13 protein-coding genes are annotated in these 18,684 nt (G+C 60.0%); 6 read left to right on the top strand and 7 right to left on the bottom strand.

Translation table 11 applies throughout. From position 1 onward, the window contains the following. Nucleotides 1–29 precede the first annotated feature (29 nt). Nucleotides 30–1,553, bottom strand: a complete 1,524-nt coding sequence (locus tag ACEXKH_RS02060; RefSeq protein WP_373572896.1) for a carbohydrate-binding domain-containing protein — start codon at nucleotides 1,551–1,553, stop codon at nucleotides 30–32. 253 nt (nucleotides 1,554–1,806) lie between these two features. Between ACEXKH_RS02060 and ACEXKH_RS02055 the strand changes: the two genes are divergently transcribed. Continuing rightward, complete coding sequence (locus ACEXKH_RS02055; RefSeq protein WP_373572895.1) at nucleotides 1,807–2,940, top strand: 5-methyltetrahydropteroyltriglutamate--homocysteine S-methyltransferase; 1,134 nt, start codon at nucleotides 1,807–1,809, stop codon at nucleotides 2,938–2,940. 122 nt (nucleotides 2,941–3,062) lie between these two features. Then, entirely contained in the window at nucleotides 3,063–4,397 is a 1,335-nt protein-coding gene (locus tag ACEXKH_RS02050; RefSeq protein WP_373572894.1) for a uracil-xanthine permease family protein, read from the top strand. A 61-nt stretch (nucleotides 4,398–4,458) separates the two neighbouring features. Here ACEXKH_RS02050 and ACEXKH_RS02045 read toward each other — a convergent pair whose 3' ends face one another. The 4 genes from ACEXKH_RS02045 to ACEXKH_RS02030 form a co-directional block, all read right to left on the bottom strand. Further along, a complete protein-coding gene (locus ACEXKH_RS02045) occupies nucleotides 4,459–5,121 on the bottom strand; it encodes an alpha/beta hydrolase (RefSeq protein WP_373572893.1) in 663 nt (220 codons plus the stop codon). Between the two features lie 205 nt (nucleotides 5,122–5,326). Continuing rightward, nucleotides 5,327–7,111, bottom strand: coding sequence for a hypothetical protein (locus tag ACEXKH_RS02040; protein ID WP_368135157.1), 1,785 nt, complete (start codon nucleotides 7,109–7,111; stop codon nucleotides 5,327–5,329). A 302-nt stretch (nucleotides 7,112–7,413) separates the two neighbouring features. Continuing rightward, nucleotides 7,414–9,201: a hypothetical protein gene (locus tag ACEXKH_RS02035; RefSeq protein ID WP_373572892.1), complete on the bottom strand. Its 1,788-nt coding sequence runs from the start codon at nucleotides 9,199–9,201 to the stop codon at nucleotides 7,414–7,416. A 208-nt stretch (nucleotides 9,202–9,409) separates the two neighbouring features. Next, a complete protein-coding gene (locus tag ACEXKH_RS02030; RefSeq protein ID WP_373572891.1) occupies nucleotides 9,410–10,723 on the bottom strand; it encodes an NCS2 family permease in 1,314 nt (437 codons plus the stop codon). A gap of 193 nt (nucleotides 10,724–10,916) precedes the next feature. Here ACEXKH_RS02030 and ACEXKH_RS02025 point away from each other — a divergent pair, with 193 nt between their 5' ends. Both ACEXKH_RS02025 and bsh read left to right on the top strand, forming a co-directional pair. Next, complete coding sequence (locus ACEXKH_RS02025) at nucleotides 10,917–11,336, top strand: peptide deformylase (protein WP_055250721.1); 420 nt, start codon at nucleotides 10,917–10,919, stop codon at nucleotides 11,334–11,336. A 244-nt stretch (nucleotides 11,337–11,580) separates the two neighbouring features. Continuing rightward, on the top strand, nucleotides 11,581–12,546 hold the full coding sequence (gene bsh / locus ACEXKH_RS02020) for a choloylglycine hydrolase (protein ID WP_373572890.1): 966 nt from the start codon (nucleotides 11,581–11,583) through the stop codon (nucleotides 12,544–12,546). A gap of 79 nt (nucleotides 12,547–12,625) precedes the next feature. Here the strand turns inward: bsh and ACEXKH_RS02015 are convergent, their stop codons facing one another. Together ACEXKH_RS02015 and ACEXKH_RS02010 are read right to left on the bottom strand one after the other, a co-directional pair. Continuing rightward, nucleotides 12,626–14,875: a KUP/HAK/KT family potassium transporter gene (locus ACEXKH_RS02015; RefSeq protein WP_373572889.1), complete on the bottom strand. Its 2,250-nt coding sequence runs from the start codon at nucleotides 14,873–14,875 to the stop codon at nucleotides 12,626–12,628. A 210-nt stretch (nucleotides 14,876–15,085) separates the two neighbouring features. Continuing rightward, nucleotides 15,086–16,000 (bottom strand): DMT family transporter, encoded by a 915-nt coding sequence (locus ACEXKH_RS02010; protein ID WP_373572888.1) that lies wholly within the window; start codon nucleotides 15,998–16,000, stop codon nucleotides 15,086–15,088. Between the two features lie 118 nt (nucleotides 16,001–16,118). Between ACEXKH_RS02010 and ACEXKH_RS02005 the strand changes: the two genes are divergently transcribed. Together ACEXKH_RS02005 and ACEXKH_RS02000 are read left to right on the top strand one after the other, a co-directional pair. After that, a complete protein-coding gene (locus ACEXKH_RS02005; protein WP_349099774.1) occupies nucleotides 16,119–16,976 on the top strand; it encodes a LysR family transcriptional regulator in 858 nt (285 codons plus the stop codon). Nucleotides 16,977–17,177: 201 nt separating this feature from the next. Beyond that, nucleotides 17,178–18,659 carry an aminotransferase class I/II-fold pyridoxal phosphate-dependent enzyme gene (locus ACEXKH_RS02000; protein ID WP_373572956.1) on the top strand — a complete coding sequence of 494 codons (1,482 nt, stop codon included), beginning with the start codon at nucleotides 17,178–17,180 and terminating at the stop codon, nucleotides 18,657–18,659. Nucleotides 18,660–18,684 lie beyond the last annotated feature (25 nt).

The raw sequence follows: 18,684 nt of genomic DNA, 5'->3' as shown, positions 1-18,684 counted from the left end.
GAATTGATCGAGCGTCACGAGGCTTGGAGTTACGAGCGCTTGCGACTGGTAAAGATGCCAGCGACGACGGCTGCCATGCCCGTAATGACAGCGGCGACGGCGCCCATAGCGGAAGCGTCACCCGTGGCCGCGAGCGTGCCCTTGGTGTCGACATGCTTGATGGTCGCGGCGGCGGTCGTTACCTTAGGCTTCGACTCGGGCTTTGCCGGGGGCGTATCCACCGGAACGATGACGGCGCGCTTGGCGATGGCGTCGCTGTACAGGTCTGTAATCACGTCGCTGGCGGTGCCGATGGTCTGTCCACGCTGGTAGGGGGCATCGGCGGGTTCGGTGTCAACGAAGCGCACGTCGCAAATGCGTCCACCATTGGGTGTTTCGATAATGCTATCGACGATATTGATCGTTCCGGCAATGCTGCCGTCTGCACTATTCACCACGGCTAAGATGGCGGCGGTGTCGCCCTCTGCTGTTACGCGGCTGCGTGTGATGGAGATGGTCGCGGGCGTTAGGCCATCCTCGGTGAGAGCGAAGATGCCATACGTACGAGCGTTCACGTCTGGGTCAACTACGACAATATCGCCATTGCCGATGGGCGGTAGGGGCTGGTTGCCTCCATCGTGGTTGATGTAGTGGGCAATGGCCTCGACGGTCGAGTCGCTGATAAAGATGCGCCCGCCGGGGCTGCCGGTGTCGTAATTGTACGAGTAGATTCCTGAGGCGTTTTCACCCTCGGCATAGGCGTGAACGAATGAGCCGTTTTTAATGGTGATGTCGCCTTCGTCGGTGAAGATGGCGGTGGGGCTGTCTTCGCGCGCTGGGTATGCATACGCTCGTACGGTCGCCGCATCAATGGTCAGGCCATCGAAGGCATATATGCCGCTGCCGAATCCCTGGGCGGTTAGCGTGCTGTTGGATACCGTGAGGGTTTCTTCGGCGACGATGCCGCAGTCCTGCTCGGAGCGTGCGTCGACGGTGCCGCCACCGGTTATGGTTATGTCGCCGTCGGCAAGGATGCCCTCGGCGCCCGCGCCCTTGGCGGTGACAGTTCCTGTTCCGCTGATCGTCATATCGCCCTCGGAATACAAGGCGTTGCCTTCTGCTGTTGCCGTCAGGGTGCCCGTTCCGGAGATGTTGAGCTCGGCGCCCTCATTGGCACCGTCCACAACGGAAATGCCGTCGCCTTCGTCATTGGCAACCGTATTGTTGCCCTCGTAGCTCACGTTGAGCTTGCCGTAGGCAGCGATGCCTCCGCCGTTATAACCATTGAGTGTCATGTTGTCGGCGCCGTCCCAGGCCCACGTGCTGCCGTCGCCAGCTGTGGCGCCGGCGGTATAGGTGTTGCCGTCGACCTCGACCCACTCTGCCGCAAACGAGATGCTCGGCATGAGCAGCGAGCTCACGGTAAGTGCGCAGGTCAGGCCGCAGACGATGCGGCGGGTCACGCGGCGCCAGCTGCCACAGGTGAGAACGGCGCGCTGGCGCACGGGGGTCTCGGCGTAATGAAGCCCTGCAGCACGATCGGTGTGGCGCGTGGGGGTCGTAAACGTGGTCATGGTCGCTCCAATCTCTCGCGTGGCCTTGGCGGTCACCACTAAGCGTATGCGCGATAGGGCAGAGCTGCTAGTGCCATATGGGCACGAAAATGGCTATTTGCACTGGTGGATATGGGATAGTTTGGCTCGGCGGTCCGTTGGCGTGCATATAGAAGTTTCCTATATCAAACCAATACAAACGCATATTTTGCGATGCCGGTAAGAGCGCTCATACTCTCTCTCGATAAAGCAATCAATTGCAAGGGAGACATCTATGAGTGTTTTAACCACGCTGAACGCGCCGTTTCGCGCCGATATCGTCGGCAGCTTTCTTCGTCCGCAGGCCGTAAAGGACGCCCGTGCCGCCTACGCCGCGGGTACGCTCGATGACGACGGCCTTAAGGCCGTCGAGGATGAGGCTATTCGCGACTTGGTGGACAAGCAAAAGGCCGCTGGCCTGCAGGTGATTACCGATGGCGAGTTCCGCCGCAGTTACTGGCACCTCGACTTTATGTGGGGGCTCAACGGCATTGAACGCCGTACCTCGCGTACGGGCTATATGTTCCACGACGAGGAGACCACGGCCGATACCGCCGTGGTGACCGGCCCCATCAGCGGCGAGAACCACCCCTTCGTCGAGCACTTTAAGTTTGTCAAGGCGCTCGAGGGGGAGGGCCAGGTCGCGCGGCAGACCATTCCGGCGCCGATCCAGACATTCTCCGAAGTTACGCTCGACCGCTGCGACGGCCAGCAGGAGAGTCTGCGTGCCGTCTATAAGACCGATGAGGAACTTGCCGACGCTATTGCAGCCGCTTATCGCACCGTGATCGCCGACCTGTACGCAGCAGGCTGCCGCAACATCCAGTTTGATGACTGCACCTGGGGCATCTACTGCGATACCGATTTTGTCGCCAAAACCGGCATGAGCCCGGTCGACCTGCAAAAGGTAAGCGAGCTGGGCGTGGCGCTCAACAACGCCGCCATCGAGGGCAAGCCCGACGACCTGGTCATTAACACGCACGTGTGCCGTGGTAACTACCACTCTACCTATGCCTTCGAGGGCGGCTATGACCCCATCGCGCCGTACCTGTTCGCAAACGAGGATGTCGACGCATTTTACCTGGAGTTCGATACGCCGCGCGCCGGCGGTTTTGAGCCGCTGAGGTACGTTACCCCTGGCAAGAAGGTCGTGTTGGGCCTGGTGACCACCAAGGCCGCTGAGCTTGAGGACGAGGATGCCATCGTCGAGCGTATTCACGAGGCTGCAAAGTATGTTCCGCTCGAGAACCTGTATCTGTCTCCGCAGTGTGGCTTTGCCAGCTGCGAGATTGGCAACAAGCTGACCGAGGACGAGCAATGGGCAAAGATCGCGCTGGTCAAGCGCATTGCCGAGCGCGTTTGGAAATAGCGCTAGCGTTTGCAGGTGGCGGCGCGTGCGAGGCATGGCGCATCGCGTACAATGGTTCGGATCGTATCGTTCGGGCAGGTTATCCGATATGCCCGATCGCCCTTCCATTCGAAAGGACATCCATGCCCCAGTCTTCGACGCCCGCCGCCAGCGATGCCATCTACGACGCATCGTCGCTCGGCCGCCCGCGCATGTTCCTGCTCGGTCTGCAACACCTGTTTGCCATGTTTGGCGCTACCGTGCTGGTGCCCGTGCTCACCGGTCTCTCGGTTTCGGCGACGCTTTTGTTTGCCGGCTTGGGCACGCTCCTGTTCCACTTCCTGTCGCGCGGTAAGGTCCCCGCATTCTTGGGATCCTCGTTTGCCTTTATTGCCGGCTATGCCGCCATCGCGCCCAACGGCGAGACCGAGCTTTTGCCCTACGCCTGCCTGGGCGTAGCTTGTGCCGGCCTGCTCTATCCGGTGCTTGCGGCACTCTTCCGCGCGTTTGGCGCCAAGCGCGTCATGCGCTTCTTCCCGCCGGTGGTGACTGGCCCCATCGTCATTTCGATCGGTCTGATCCTGGCAAGCTCCGCTATTGCCAACTGCCAGACCAACTGGCTTGTTGCCGTTGTCGCCGTGGCAGTGATCGTCATCTGCAACATCTGGGGCCGTGGCATGGTTAAGATCGTGCCGATCTTGCTGGGCGTTGTGGTGAGCTATGCCGTTGCGGCTGCGCTCGGCGAGGTTGATTTCTCGGGCGTTGCCGCCGCTTCGTGGGTCGGTCTGCCCATCGTGTGGGACAACACCGTGTTTGCGCTCTTTGGGCCGCAGTTCGATAGCGGTCTTGCCACGACGGCCATCATCACCATCATGCCGCTGGCCTTTGCGACCATGATCGAGCATATCGGCGATATCTCTGCTATCGGTTCGACTTGCGAGCGCAACTACATTGCCGATCCCGGCCTGCATCGCACGCTGCTCGGCGATGGTCTTGCCACGATCCTGGCTTCGCTCTTTGGCGCTCCGGCCAACACTACGTATGGTGAGAACACCGGCGTGCTTGCCCTGACGCGTGTGTTTGACCCGCGCGTGATTCGCATTGCCGCGTGCTGCGCTATCGTGCTTTCGTTCTGCCCCAAGTTCGCTGCCGTGATTGCCGCCATGCCGGCGTGTGTAATCGGCGGCGTGTCGCTTGTGCTCTACGGCATGATCAGTGCCGTAGGCGTGCGCAACCTCATCGAGAACCAGGTCGATTTCCAGAACAACCGCAACGTGCTGGTTGCCGCGCTGGTGCTCGTGCTTTCGCTCGGCATCGCGTACAGCACCGCCGGCGCCATCGTGTTGGAGCTGGGCGGCGTGACCATTTCGCTGTCCGGCATTGCCGTGGGCTCACTGGTGGGCATTGTGCTCAACGCCATCCTGCCGGGTAACGACTTTGAGTTTGATGTCTCCGAGCTTGAGGAGGCTGCTGAGTAGCAGCTGCGTTCAGCTAAAACAAGATATGGTGCCCATGCGTATATGCGTGTGGGCACCATTTTTAATGTGTCAGTATCCAGTGGATGCCGCGGGCCATGCGTAAGTCGGTTTGGGCAAAGTGATTGCCGGGGTTGAGCTCCAGCGTTGTTGGAATGCCGCGCTCGACGAGCAACGCTTCCATCGCGCGTGTGTCGTCGAGTACATGCCGCATCATGCGGTTGGGCGTCTTGGTTTCCTTTTTGCCGAGTGACAGGTAGACGGCTTGCGGGCTGCCGGCAAATGGCGCCGTGCTGGCGCAATCGACAAAGTCGGGAAACCATAGCGACCCCGATGCGCTCGCCGCGCGGCCAAAGACATCGGTTTGCCAGAGGGCCCAAAGCGAAAAGAGGCCCGCGAGCGAGTAGCCGGCAATGCCGCGCCAGGTGGGCGGCTGAGGAAGCGACGACTCCACCTGGGGGATTATCTGATTCAGCAGCTCATCAAGAAAACCGGCAGCTTGGCCGCCGAAAGGCTCGGCATCGCGTACGGTCCCGTCGCATTCCCAGGGACTCAGCTCGCGATTCCAATCGAGCCCGCCAATGGCGACGAGGGTGAATGGCGGACAGTCGAGCTCTCGGCAACACTTATAAACCTCGCTGCCGTTGCCCATGACCACGGGGAGGTAGATGACGGGCGCGCCTTCCGTATGCTCCGAATGTACGGTTATCTGCTTTTGTGCTTCCAAGGCAGGCTTCTCTCAGTGTTGTGATATCGGCAGTCCCAATTGTCGCACGCCAGCGTATACCGGTTGGACAGCATCAAGAACATTCGCGTGCGTCGTGCGGGCGCAAACAGAAAACGCCACCGCCGGAGGGGAGCTCGGCGGTGGCGTTGCTAAACGGTGCTGGGGCTCGGGGCCTTCGCGGGAGCTGCCATGTGCGCAGAGGCGTCTAAGAACGCTTACGGCTCGCCATGGTGCCTGCGGCGATAGCGGCTGTTCCCGCAAGGACGGTTGCCACGATGGCCGCACCCGAGGTGTCGCCGGTTGCCGCGAGCACGCCGGTAGTCTTGGCTTTCGTGGTTGAAGCCGCAACGGCCTTGGTCGGCTTTGAGCCCTCAGGCTTGGGGTTCTGCTTGGACTCCGCGGGCTTGCTTTCTGCGGGCTTGGTCTCGTCGGGCTTGGGGTCTTCCGGCTTGGCTACCTCGGGAGGTGCGATGGTCGTACTTTTGGCGACTGCTTTGATATAGAGGGAGTCGACCGTGGCGTCGCCCGTGCCGATGGCTTGGCCTGCCTCGTAGATGCCGTCACGGAGCTTGCGATAGTCAATGACCTTGCCGCCTTCGGGCGTCTGGATGGCGGCGTTCTCAATCTTGATGGTGCCGATTGTCTTGCCGTCAGCGCTCATGGCACGGGCAAAGATTGCCGCTGTATCTCCTTCGGCCGTTACCTTGCTGCGGATGATCGAGATGACTGCGGGTGTGACGCCCTCGCTGGTCTGGGCGATGATGCCGATGTTCTCGCCTTGGGGTTCGCGCCTCGTCTCGCCATCTTGGTTTTCGCTGTAGGGGATGGGGCCGTCGCCGTTCTCGACATAGCGGGCTATGGCCTTGACAACGGAGTCGCTGATGTAGATGTGGCCGCCCTTCTCGTTGGGTCGATCGTTTCTGGTGGAGAATGCAGCCGAAACCTCGCCTTCCGCAAACGCGTCCACGGTGGAGCCGTTCTTGACGACGATGTCGTCCTGGTAGGTGAAGAGGGCGTTGGCGCCACCGTATCTGCCTTTACTTGCACGGACCGTCACGTTTGCATGATCGAGGGTGATGCCCTTGTGGGCATAGACGCCATATTCAACACCGTTTACGTTGAGGGAGGCGTTTGTGGCTGCGAGGCTGCCCTTGGCCTCGACGGCAGCGTCTTTCTCGGAGCTTGCCTTGACCTGGCTGCCGTCCGAGATGTTGATATTGCCGCCGCTCCAAAGGGCCTCACCATCGGCTGAGCTTGCCTCGACCGTCCCGCCACCCTTGATGGTGAGGTTCTTGTCGGCTCCAATACCCTTGTCCTTGGTAGCCCTGGCGGTGACGGCTCCGCTGTCGTCAATCGTGATATTGCCGTTTGCCCTGATGCCATCCGATGCACCCGTGGCGTTGACGTTGCCCGAACCTTTGATAGCGAGATCACCTCCGGCATTGATGGCATCAAACCCAGTGCTCGTGGCGTTGACGGATCCGGCTCCGTCGATGTTGATATTACCCGTGGAGAGGATAGCGTCCTCAGTAGATGTCACGCTGAGCGTGCCGCCCTCGTCGCCTTGGATATTGAGCTCGGCATTCTCGTTAGTGCCATGAGAAACGTTGATGCTTTCGATCCATTCGGCAGTGACGATGTTGGTTCCCGAGTAATTCACGTTGAGCTTGCCTGCGGCCTGGATCTCGCCGCCGTTATAGTTGTTGAGCTTCAAGTCGTCGGCGCCGTCCCACGACCAGGTACCGGCCTCGTCGCTCGCCGCGGTGTTGTACTTGTTGCCGCCGACCTTGACCCATTCCGCTGCGAGCGAGACGCTCGGCATGAGCAGCGAGCTCACCGTGAGCGCGCACACGGCGCCCGCGACGATGCGGCGCGTCACGCGGCGCCAGCTGCCGTGCGCGAGTCCTATGCGACGGCGAACGTCGGGTTCGGCAACATGGGTTCCGGCGGTAGTGTCATTGCGTTTGGGGGTCGTGAACAAGGCTGCCATGGTTGCTCCCGTTCTCATAGGGCCTATACGACTAGATTCAGCGTATCTGCTGGATGTTGCCGGCGGTAGTGCCGTTTGGAGGGCAAAATGTCCAAAATCCGGAAGAGGAATAAGCTGCGCACCTACGCGTTGTCGGGCATTAATCACAAAGCGCGGAGCCGCTTGTTGCGACTCCGCTCGCGTGTGTGCCATACGAGTGCAAACAGAAAACGCCACCGCTGGAGGGGAGCTCGGCGGTGGCGTTGCTAAACGGTGCGCGGACTAGGCGGCTTTAAAAGTGTCGGTTCGTGTATGAAGGGCGTCTATGAGCGCTTGCGGCTCACCACGGCGCCTGCGGCGATGGCGGCTGTTCCCGCAAGGGCGGATGCCACGATGAAGGCACTCGAGGCGTCGCCGGTTGCCGCGAGCTTGCCGGTGGTCTTGGCTCCCGTGGCTGCAACTGCAACGGTCTTGGTTGTCTTCGTGCCCTCGGACTTGGAACCCTCGGGCTTGGTCTCGCCGGGCTTTTCCTCGGGTTTGATCTCCTCGGGAGGCACGATGACCGTGCTCTTGGCGACAGCGGCGTCATAGGGGGAGTCGATCGTGGCGTCGCCCGTGCCGATGGTTTGCCCTGCCTCATAGATAATGCTGCGGCTGTACTCTTGCTCGTAGCGATAGTCAATGACCTTGCCGCCTGCGGGCCTCTGAATGGGAGCGCCCTCGATCTCGATGGTGCCGATCGCCTTGCCGTCCTCGCTCATGGCAAGGGCGAAGATTGCTGCCGTGTCTCCCTCGGCCGTGACCTTGCTGCGGATAATCGAGATGGTCGCGGGCGTGATGCCCTCGCTGGTCTGCGCGAAGATGCCGATGTTCAGGCCCTCGGACTCAGGGATGATTTCGTCGTTCTGGTCTCCGCTGTAGTGATCGGGGCCGCCGCCACCGGTCTCGATATAGCGGGCTATAGCCTTGACAGCGGAGTCGCTGATGTAGATGTGGCCGCCTGACTCGCCAGGGTTGTAGTTTCTGCTGGCGATAGCAGCCGAGAACCCGCCTTCCGCGAGCGCGTCCACGATGGAACCATTCTTGATGACGATGTCGTCCTCGTCAGTGATGAGAGCGATAGTTTGCCAACCGCCGCCCGTGCTTGCACGGACCGTCACGGTCGCGTGGTCGAGCGTGATGCCCTTGCGGCCATAGACGCCATACTCAACACCGCTTGCGTTAAGGGATGCGTTGGTGACCGTGAGACTGCCCTCAGTGTCGACGGCAAGATCCTCCTCGGAGTTTGCCTTAACCTGGCTGCCGCCCAAGATGTCGATGTTGCCGTCAGCCCAAATCGCCGCTTCTTCTATCGAGCTTGCTTCTACCTTGCCACCGCCTTTGATGATGAGGTCACTGCCCGCGGAGATGCCGTAACTTTCGTTTCCTTTAGCGATCACTGTGCCAGAGGAATCGATGGTGGTCTTGCCCTTGGATTGGATGCCTTCGGTGCCGCCCGTAGCATTCACGGTGCCCGAGCCCGTGATAGAAAGATTGCCCTTTGCCTCAATTCCGTCGGCAGTAGCGCTTGTGGTGTTCACAGTGCCTGGGCCAGAAATGGAGAGGTCGCCTGTGGATTTAATTGCATCGGTCTCGGCTGTCACATTGAGCTCATCCGTGCTATTCGAGCTCGTTATGTTCAACTCTGCTTTCTGGCTAGTGCCATCCTGCGCTTTGATGGCGGCTCCGGTGTAATCGGGCTCGGTTTTCACGGTGTTCTTGCCCTCGTAGGCAATGTTGAGCTTGCCCTCGGCCTCGATCGCACCGCCGTCATAGCCGTTGAGCTTCATGTCATCGGCGCCATCCCATGACCAGGTGCCAGCCTCGTCACCCGCCGCGGTGCCAGCGTCATACCGGCTGCCGCCGACGTCCACCCACTCGGCCGCGAGCGAGACGCTCGGCATGAGCAGCGAGCTCACCGTGAGCGCGCAGGCCAGGCCGCAGACGATGCGGCGCGTCACGCGGCGCCAGCTGCCGCGTGCGAGCAGCGTGCGACGGCGCACGTCGGGCTCGATAAAATGGGCTCCTGAGGTTTTGTCATTGCGCTTGGGGGTCGTGAACAAGGCGGCCATGGTTACTCCCATCCTCATAGGGCCTATGCGATTACGCCCAGCATATCTGCAGGATGTAGTCGGCGGTAGTGCCGTTTGGAGGGCAAAATGTCCAAAACTTGGGAAACAATACATCGCGCGTCCGTGCGTTGCCTGGCTTTAAAAGAAAAGCGCGGAGCCGCTCGATGCGACTCCGCGCTTTTGTGTTCTGCTTTGGCAGACTGTGCCGTTACGCCACGAAGAAGTAGACGAGGAAGGCAAGGGCTGCGATCCACATGAGCGGCTTGATCTTGGAGGCCTCGCCCTTAAAGAGCGCGACGATCACGTAGGCGATAAAGCCTAGGCCAATGCCGGCAGAGATGGAGTAGGTGAAGGGCACGCCGGCGACGATCATGAACGCCGGGAAACCCTGCGACACGTCGGACCAGTCGATCTCGGAGGCTTCGCTCATCATGAGGTAGCCGACGTAGACCAGAGCACCGCAGGTGGCGGCGCTGGAAACGATGGTGACGATGGGGGAGAAGAACGCGGCGAGAATGAACAGCACGCCGGTGGTGACGGAGGTAAGGCCCGTGCGGCCACCGTCGGCAGCGCCAGAGGTGGACTCGACGAAGGTGGTGATGGAGGAGACGCCCATAAAGCCACCGGCAGCAGCGGCCACGGAGTCGACGACCAGGATGGGACGGATGTCCTCGACATTGCCGTCCTCGGTCAAGAACTCGCCCTGCTTGGCGACGGCCATCGCGGTGCCCATGGTGTCGAAGAAGTCGCTCATGAGCAGCGAGAAGGCAACGACGAGCAGCATCGGGTCGGTCAGAACCTTCACGATGGCCATGTTGCCGTCGGCGGTGCTGGCAAACGGGGCGCCAAAGGTCGAGAAGTCGAGCGGTGCGATGAGGCCCTCGGGCGCATGGGTGACGCCCAGCGGGATACCGGCGATAACGGCGACGATGATGCCGATGAGCAGCGAGCCCGGCACGTTGCGGGAAGCCAGGGCAACCGTCACGACGATGGAGATGATGCCGACGATAAAGGTGGGGGTGGCGATGTCGCCCAGGCCGACGAGCGTCCCGGCGCCAGCGGTGATGATGCCGGCGTCGCACAGGCCGATCATGGCGATGAACAGACCCAAGCCAACCGAGATGGCGTGGCGCAGGACCACAGGGATGGCATCCATGATGGCCTCGCGCAGGCCGCAAAGGACGAGCAGCAAGATGACGATACCCTCGAGGAAGATAACGCTCATGGCTACGTGCCAGTCACCGCCACACATGGTGGTGGCGATGCCCGCGATCATGGCGTTGATGCCCAGGCCCGACGCGCAGGCGAGCGGGCGGTTGGCGAAGACGCCCATGCAGATGGTCATGATGCCGGCGCCCAGGCAAGTGGCGCAGGCGAGCGCTCCCGCATCGATGCCGGCGCCCGAGAGCACCGCGGGGTTGACGGCAATGATGTAGGCCATCGCCAGGAACGTTGTCAGTCCAGCGCGAAGTTCAGTCCCGATTGTGGACTTGCGCTCGCTGACGTGAAATAGTTCGTCCATGTATACCCTTTCCTTGTTCGGCCCCGAGTTTAGGCCGATTGACACGAACTCACTCACTATATCGCCTTTACAACCTTGCTGTTCCTCACATGTTGATGTTCGGCGCTTTGTAGCGGACGGGCGGTATTTTCCGTATGAAAATGTGTGGGTACCGTATACTTAAGCAGTTACAACGACCCCTATGGAGGAACGTATGATTAAAGAGCTCTGCCACGACGAGGCTATTCTGTCCCAGCGTTGCGAGGTCGCGACCGTCGAGGACGAGTCGGTGGCACAGGACCTGATCGATACCATCAAGTCGCTCGACGATGCCGGCTGCCTTGCCGCCAACCAGATCGGCGTCACCAAGAAGGTCTGCGTCTACCTGGACGATGCCGGCGAGCCCCATGTGCTCTACAACCCCCGTCTGGTGTTTGGTCTGGGCGCCAGCAAGATGGAGGAGAGCTGCCTGACGCACGAGGAGGTCACCAAGTCCACGCGCTACATCAAGTGCAAGGTTGCCTTTGACCAGATCGTCGACGGCAAGATGCGCGAGCGCAAGCAGGACTTTGTGGGCTTCGAGGCACAGATGATTCAGCATATGATCGACCACTGTCTCGGCAAGTTGGTCTAAGGGGATCAAAGCACCGCACCTTGCCGCTCAATCGTCGCTTGCGTACCGTTAGTACGCGGCGCTCCTCTTTCGTGGCAATCTGTGGCACTTTGACCCCTTAGACGACCTGCGGGGTTAACTTGGTTGAGTTTATCCAGCTTGAATAGTCCGGGCGTGACATTGTTGTCATGTCCGGGCTTTTGTGTTTAGCGCCTTTTTGTTTGGAGACAATGAACTTAGCAGGAACGTAAAGCTAGGAGGCGCTATGTGTACGAGTATTCGATTTACCGATAATTCTGGTCACATGTATCTGGGCCGCAACCTCGACTGGAGCTTTGACTACGGCCAACAGGTTCGCGTGATGCCGCGCGGGTTCCACATTCCGTATTCGTTTATCGACGATGCGTCGGCGGCACACGCGGTAATCGGCATGTGCATCGATTACAAGAACTATCCCATGTTTTTCGATTGCGGTAACGATGCGGGTCTGGCTGTGGCGGGGCTCAACTTTCCCGGCTATGCCGAGTATGCCGAGGGCCCGGTTGATGGAAAGACCAACATCGCGGCCTATGAGTTTCCCCTGTGGGTGGCAGCGACGTTCTCGACGGTCGATGAGGTCGAGGCCGCGCTGCGCGATACGGTGATTGTCGCCAAATCTGCCGGAGAGGGGCTGGGCGTGTCGCTGCTCCATTGGATTATCGGCGACAGCCAGCGCAGCATCGTGGTCGAGATGATGGCTGACGGCCTGCATGTATACGACGATCCGGTCGACACCCTTGCCAATCAGCCCACCTTCCCGTGGCACATGGAAAACCTGCGCACCTATATCACCGCCACAAGCGATTTTCCGCAGACGGCGAAGTGGCGTGGCGCCGAGCTTAAGCCCTATGGAGCCGGTGCCGGCATGCGCGGTATTCCGGGTGACTGCTATTCGCCGAGCCGTTTTGTAAAGGCGGCGTACCTCAATGCCAATTACCCGCAAAAGGAGAGCGAGACCGAAAACGTCGTCCGCATGTTCCGCTCGCTCGAGGGCGTGGTGATGATCGAGGGGGCGTCCAGGATGGGCGATGGCAAGTTCGAGAAGACTATCTACACCGGATGCTTTAGCGCGCGCACGGGCAATTATTACTACGCGATGTATGGGGATCCGTCGATTCGCTACGTGAGCCTGATGGATGCCGAGGGCGCGAGCCCCGATAGGCTCGTGGTTCCCGAGCCGCGTCGTTCGTAGCCGACGGCTTTACTGAAATGCAAAGCGCCCCTGCATCTCCTGTGAGGTGCAGGGGCGCTGTCGTTGATGCGCGACGTCGCTAGAAGTTGGCGTCGTTGAGCTGGGCGCTCTCGAGGCCGTCGAGCAGTTGCTGTTCGGGCGTATCGGCGACGCTCTCGAGCAATTCGGTGGGATCGACGTTCATGTCCCTACCGGCCTCGTTGCCGTTGACCAGGTCGTCCGAGAAGATATCGACTTCCATTTCCTCGGCTTCTTCGATCTGGACCTCGAGCGGCACATGGGTGCGTACGAGTTTGACCGCCGGACGCATGCGGGCAAAGAGAGGCACGTACTCGATGATGATCGCCGAGTTCTCAAGACCGTACCAGCGTGCCGGGCTTCCGCAGGCGCGGCGGACGGCGTACTTGATGGCCATCACGCGGTGGTCGTTGCGGTTGATGTCCGTTTCGGGGGCAAGCATCTTGCGCAGCATGCAAAAACGGAAGTCGCCCACGTTGCCGCGTGTCTCGTAGATGGAGTAGGTGTGATGCTGCGGTGGCAGCTCACCCGATGTCATCAAGTCGCCAACGATCTGACGCAGATAGGCGTTGATGCGCTGGTTGACCTTAAAGCCCAGGTCCAGGCGCACGCGGAACAAAAAGTCCGTGCCAAAGGTCTCGACGGAATACTCGTGCGTATAGGGCTCGTCGGTAACGTGCACGTTGATGAACCAATATGCCTTGGCGCGCTTGGGGTGCTTGTCCAGGATGGAATAGAGCACGTCGCGGTCGAGCGTGAGCGGGTCGGGGCTGTTGGTGAGGAACACCAGATTGTCGGCGAGCACGGGATAGGTCTCGTCATTGCGCAGGCGATTGAGCTGGTCGATGTACTTGGAGACGGGCAGCAGAATCGTCTGCGTGCGCTCGATGGCAGTGCCGCGACGCCATACATACATAAGGCCGAACAACAGTGCCGCCAGGAAGATCATGACGTAGCCGCCGTCAAAGAACATGGTGAGGCACGAAGCGAAGAAGCACAGCTCAATGGCACCAAAGAGCAGGGCGAAGACGCAGGCAACCAGCTTGTGCTTGAGGATGCCGGCGATGTAGCTCGTCAAAAGCGTCGTGGTCATGAGCATGGTCACGGTAATGGCGAGGCCGTAGGCGCTCTCCATGCGCTCGGAGTTTTGGAACAGCAGCACGATGAAGATGCAGCCGACCCACATGATGTTGTTGACGAGCGGAATATAGAGCTGGCCCTTGGTGTCGCTGGGGTAGTGGATGCGAAGGTGCGGCATAAGGTTGAGGCGCGTTGCCTCGGATACCAGCGAGAATGAGCCGGTAATGAGCGCCTGCGAGGCAATGATGGCCGCCACGGCCGAAAGTACGATGGCAAAGGGGCGCAGGGGCTCGGGAAGCATCATGTAGAACGGGTTGACGATGTCCATTGCGAGCATCTGGGGATTGGAGTTGTTGGCGAGCAGCCAAGCGCCCTGACCCAGATAGTTAAGGATAAGTGCGGCCTTTACGAACGGCCAGGATGCATAGATGTTGGCCTTGCCCACGTGGCCCATGTCCGAGTAGAGCGCCTCGGCGCCGGTCGTCGACAGGAAGACAAAGCCGAGCACCATGATGCCCGAGTGGTTGATGGGCGAGAACAGGAACATGATGCCGCGGATGGGGTTGAGCGCGCGTAGGATGGACAGATTGCCGAGCATGTTAAACAGGCCGGCGCCTGCCAAGAACAGGAACCATAGTGTCATGAGCGGGCCGAAGAGCTTGCCGATTGACGAGGTACCGGCGCGCTGCATGGCAAACAGCCCGCAAATAATGATAATGGTGATGATGATGACGTTGGTCTGGCCGTCACCCAAAAGCGCATGGCCCCACTCGATGGTGCGCAAACCCTCGATGGCCGTGGTGACCGTGACCGCGGGGGTGAGGATGCCGTCGGCGAGCAGCGCCGCGCCGCCGATCATGGCGGGAAGAATCAGCCACGGCGCCACCTTGCGTACGAGGCTGAACAGGGCGAAGATGCCGCCCTCGTTGTGGTTGTCGGCCTTCATGGCGATCAGTACATACTTGACCGTGGTCACGAGCGTCATGGTCCAGATGACGAGCGAAAGCGCGCCCAGGATCATGTCCTCGCTGACGGTACCGATGCCGCCGTTGTTGGCGACGATTGATTTCATGGTGTACATGGGGCTCGTGCCGATGTCGCCGTAGACGACGCCGAGCGTTACGAGCAGCATGCCAGCGGAGAGGGGAATGGCTCCATGCCCGCCCTGTCCATGCTGGTCTTGGAGGTTTGCCTCCAGTTTGTTGTGTGCCACGTGGACTCCCTTAGACATCCGGTTATCTGTCTAGGGCAGATAACCTTTATGCCATCTTTATACATATAAGAGCAGTTTGGCACATCGGGGTGTTTTAGACAATAATCCCCATCTGGGGATTATTCACGTACGCAGGTAGCATTTCAAAGCCGGGGCATATCCGCTGAATGGCTTGCTGCAATGTGATAACCGCGGACGCGCCCCTGCTTTGAAACTGAAGAGGGGCTTTTAAGCACGTGCTGCCTGGGCGATGCTTGCTTTGGTGTCTGCGCGTTTGCCGGCGACTTCGCAAAAGATCGCGCCGCCGATGATCAACGCGGCGCCCATGAGGCGGATGAGCGTCATGGTCTCGCCCAAAAGGGCAACGGAGAACACGACGGCCGAAAGCGGCTCAAGGTAGCCGACGACCGCGACGGTCTGGACGGGCAGCTTGGCGACGGCACTAAAGTAGAGCAGGCAACCGATGCCGGTGTTGACGACGCCGAGCATGACGACGGCGCGCCAATCAATACTGGCGGCGACGCCGGCGGACAGGAATGAGGGAGCGCCCTGCGTGATGAGCGTAAGGACCAGCGCGGTCCCAAAGGCGGCGCTCACCTGGAGCGTGGAGTTCTCGAGGCCTTCGATGTGTGGCGCACCCTTGCTAGCGATGACCATCAGCGCATAGCAAAATGCCGAGGCGATTCCGCAAGCGATACCTGCAATGGGCATATTGCCGCCGAGGCCTTGGGCCGCGATGAGGAAGGCGCCGCAAGCAACGGCGATAAAGCCGGCGATTTTGCCGCCGGTTAGCTTTTCGCCAAAGATGAGCGGGGAGAGTGCCATGACAATGATGGGGCCGCAGTAGTACAGCAGCGAGGATACGCCGACGCCGATCGTCTGGTAGGCGCGGAACAGAAAAATCCAGCTGGCGCCCAGCGCGGCTCCCGAGAGAAGGAGGGCTGCGGCTTCGCGGGGACGAGATAGCGCCTGCAACTTATGGCGTTGGGTGATGGTGAGGATGGTGACAAGCGAGAGGGCGCCCAAAAACGTACGCAGGAGCACAATGTCGGAGCTCGGCAGTGCGATAGCTGCGGCGATGATGCCGTTAGAGCCAAACAACAGTAATGCTGCTAAGTATGTAACCAATCCATTGTTGTTCATGCACTGCCGCCCCTTCTGTATCCGTGCAAATTCACTATGGGGTAGCGGGCTATAGAAGAAAAGCGAATATAATTCATGGATGACATGACAAATACTCATGCAAAGGTGGGGACGTGCCGTGGAGACCAATATCCAAAAGATGCAGGTGCTGCTCGAGACGGTGCGTGCCGGCAGCTTTACGCGTGCTGCAGAGCGGCTGAGCTATTCGCAGTCGGGCGTGAGTCGCATGGTAGGCGACCTTGAGGCAGACTGGGGTTTCAAGGTGCTTGATCGCAGCCGCGAGGGCGTGGTGCTTTCTGCCGACGGGCGGCAGGTCATGCCGGCAGTCGAGGCGTTATGCGAAGAGTTTGGCCGCTTGCAGCGATGCGTGGACGAAATGCGGGGGCTCATGCGCGGCAAGATCTGTATCGGTACGTTTTCGAGTGTGGCGACCCATGTACTGCCGTCGGTGATCGCGCGGTTTCGCGCTGATCACCCGGATGTCGATTACGAGCTTCTGATGGGTGATTACTCCGAGATTGAGCAATGGGTGGCGGAAGGTCGCTGCGACCTGGGCTTTATTCCGCGCGAGCCACGCGGCGCCGGCATGGCGTCGCGGCCGTTGGTGCAAGACGAGCTGATGGCCGTGGTGCCAGCGGACTCCTCGCTTGCCACCGCGGAGGTCGTTTCCCTTGCCGATTTGGCCAACGAGCAGTTTATTCTGCTGGAACGCGGTAGCGACGACGAGATTACGCCGCTGTTTCGCCGCGCGGGCCTGGCGGTGCGCTCTAAGCTGTCGACCTGGGATGATTATGCGATTATGGCCATGGTCGAGGACGGTCTGGGCGTGAGCATTCTTCCGGCGCTCATCTTGCGGCGCTGCCAGTTCGATGTTGCCGTGCGCCCGCTCGAGGGGCATCCCCATCGGCAGATCAACGCGATATATCGCACGGCTGACGTTTCGCTTGCCGCCGCTCGATTCCTTGAATACCTCTAAAAGCGCGTACCTGTTGTCCACTTTTGGACAATTCTCGGGGCTCGGTACATTTTCTTGTGAAATTGAACTTCCGGATAATGCGCCGCGCTATACTGCTTGCTAAATTGAACCTTGGTTCAATTCGTGTTCTATAAATTGAACTTTGCCAGCAAGGAGGTTCTAGTGGCCCAAGAGACGTTTAGCGATCGCCTGCGACAGGCTATGTCCGATCGCGACGTTCGCCAGTCGGACGTAATCCGCGCATCGGAGATGCTCGGCAAAAAACTCGGCAAGAGTCAGATGAGCCAATATGTGAGCGGCAAGACGATCCCGCGGCGCGATGTGGCAGAGCTGCTCGCCCGCATTTTGGAGGTCGATGTTACCTGGCTGCTTGCCGGTGGCGCCGATCAAGGCGAGACGTCCTCGTCCCATAACGTTGCCAAATCCGAACCTAGCCCCACGGCTCAAATTCCAAGGAGCGCCACCATGCGTACTTTTTCTAAATCCACCAAACTCGATAACGTCCTGTATGACGTGCGCGGTCCCGTCGTCGACGAGGCTGCCCGTATGGAGGATGAGGGCGAGCGCATCCTCAAGCTCAATATCGGCAACCCGGCGCCCTTCGGTTTCCGCACGCCCGATGAGGTCATCAAGGACATGCGCCAGCAGCTGCCCGACTGCGAAGGCTATTCCAACTCGCGTGGCTTGTTCTCCGCGCGCAAGGCGATCATGCAGTATTCGCAGATCAAGGGCCTGCCCAATGTTCAGATGGAGCACATCTACACGGGCAACGGCGTGTCCGAGCTCATTCAGCTTTCGATGAACGCGCTGCTCGACAACGGCGACGAGATTCTGATCCCCAGCCCCGACTACCCGCTGTGGACGGCGTGCGCAACCCTTGCCGGTGGACATCCCGTGCACTATCTATGCGATGAGCAGGCGGATTGGTATCCCGACCTGGAGGATATGGAGTCCAAGATCACGAGCGCGACCAAGGCCCTCGTCATCATCAACCCCAACAACCCCACGGGCTCTGTCTATCCGCGCGAGGTGCTCGAGGGCATCGTCGAGGTTGCGCGCAGGCACCAGCTCATGATCTTTGCCGATGAGATCTACGACCGCCTGTGCATGGACGGCTACGAGCACGTCTCGATTGCCTCGCTCGCCCCCGATCTGCCCTGCGTTACCTTTAGCGGTCTGTCCAAGTCGCACATGATTGCGGGCTATCGCATTGGCTGGATGGTGCTTTCGGGCAACCAGCGCTGCATGAGCGACTTTATCATGGGCATCAATATGCTCTCCAACATGCGCCTGTGCTCCAACGTGCCGGCTCAGTCGATCGTTCAGACGGCGCTCGGCGGACACCAGTCCGTCAACGATTACATCCGCCCCGGCGGTCGTGTCTACGAGCAGCGCAACTTTGTGTATGAGGCGCTCAACAAGATCGACGGCATCTCGGTGGTTAAGCCGCGCGCGGCGTTCTATATCTTCCCCAAGATGGATGTTAAAAAGTTCAATATCACCGATGACGAGCAGTTTGCCCTCGACCTGCTGCACGAGAAGAAGATCCTGATCACGCGCGGCGGCGGCTTTAACTGGGCTGAGCCCGACCACTTCCGCATCGTGTACCTGCCGCGCATGGAAGTGCTCAAAGAGTCGCTCGACGACTTGGCTGACTTCTTCGATCATTACCGCCAGAACTAATATGGTTCCGCCGTTCTACCGAACG

The sequence above is a fragment of the Collinsella aerofaciens ATCC 25986 genome (assembly GCF_964259375.1).
Classification (GTDB): domain Bacteria; phylum Actinomycetota; class Coriobacteriia; order Coriobacteriales; family Coriobacteriaceae; genus Collinsella; species Collinsella aerofaciens_BO.
The sequence above is the reverse complement of the archived record's forward strand: the minus strand, read 5'-3'. Positions and strand labels throughout refer to the sequence as shown.

What these genes read in the sequence shown, in the direction of transcription:
- ACEXKH_RS02060 (WP_373572896.1), bottom strand. Translation starts at nt 1,553, where the DNA reads ATGACCACGTTTACGACCCCCACGCGCCACACCGATCGTGCTGCAGGG.
- ACEXKH_RS02055 (WP_373572895.1), top strand. Translation starts at nt 1,807, where the DNA reads ATGAGTGTTTTAACCACGCTGAACGCGCCGTTTCGCGCCGATATCGTC.
- ACEXKH_RS02050 (WP_373572894.1), top strand. Translation starts at nt 3,063, where the DNA reads ATGCCCCAGTCTTCGACGCCCGCCGCCAGCGATGCCATCTACGACGCA.
- ACEXKH_RS02040 (WP_368135157.1), bottom strand. Translation starts at nt 7,111, where the DNA reads ATGGCAGCCTTGTTCACGACCCCCAAACGCAATGACACTACCGCCGGA.
- ACEXKH_RS02035 (WP_373572892.1), bottom strand. Translation starts at nt 9,201, where the DNA reads ATGGCCGCCTTGTTCACGACCCCCAAGCGCAATGACAAAACCTCAGGA.
- ACEXKH_RS02030 (WP_373572891.1), bottom strand. Translation starts at nt 10,723, where the DNA reads ATGGACGAACTATTTCACGTCAGCGAGCGCAAGTCCACAATCGGGACT.
- ACEXKH_RS02025 (WP_055250721.1), top strand. Translation starts at nt 10,917, where the DNA reads ATGATTAAAGAGCTCTGCCACGACGAGGCTATTCTGTCCCAGCGTTGC.
- bsh (WP_373572890.1), top strand. Translation starts at nt 11,581, where the DNA reads ATGTGTACGAGTATTCGATTTACCGATAATTCTGGTCACATGTATCTG.
- ACEXKH_RS02015 (WP_373572889.1), bottom strand. Translation starts at nt 14,875, where the DNA reads ATGTCTAAGGGAGTCCACGTGGCACACAACAAACTGGAGGCAAACCTC.
- ACEXKH_RS02010 (WP_373572888.1), bottom strand. Translation starts at nt 16,000, where the DNA reads ATGAACAACAATGGATTGGTTACATACTTAGCAGCATTACTGTTGTTT.
- ACEXKH_RS02000 (WP_373572956.1), top strand. Translation starts at nt 17,178, where the DNA reads ATGTCCGATCGCGACGTTCGCCAGTCGGACGTAATCCGCGCATCGGAG.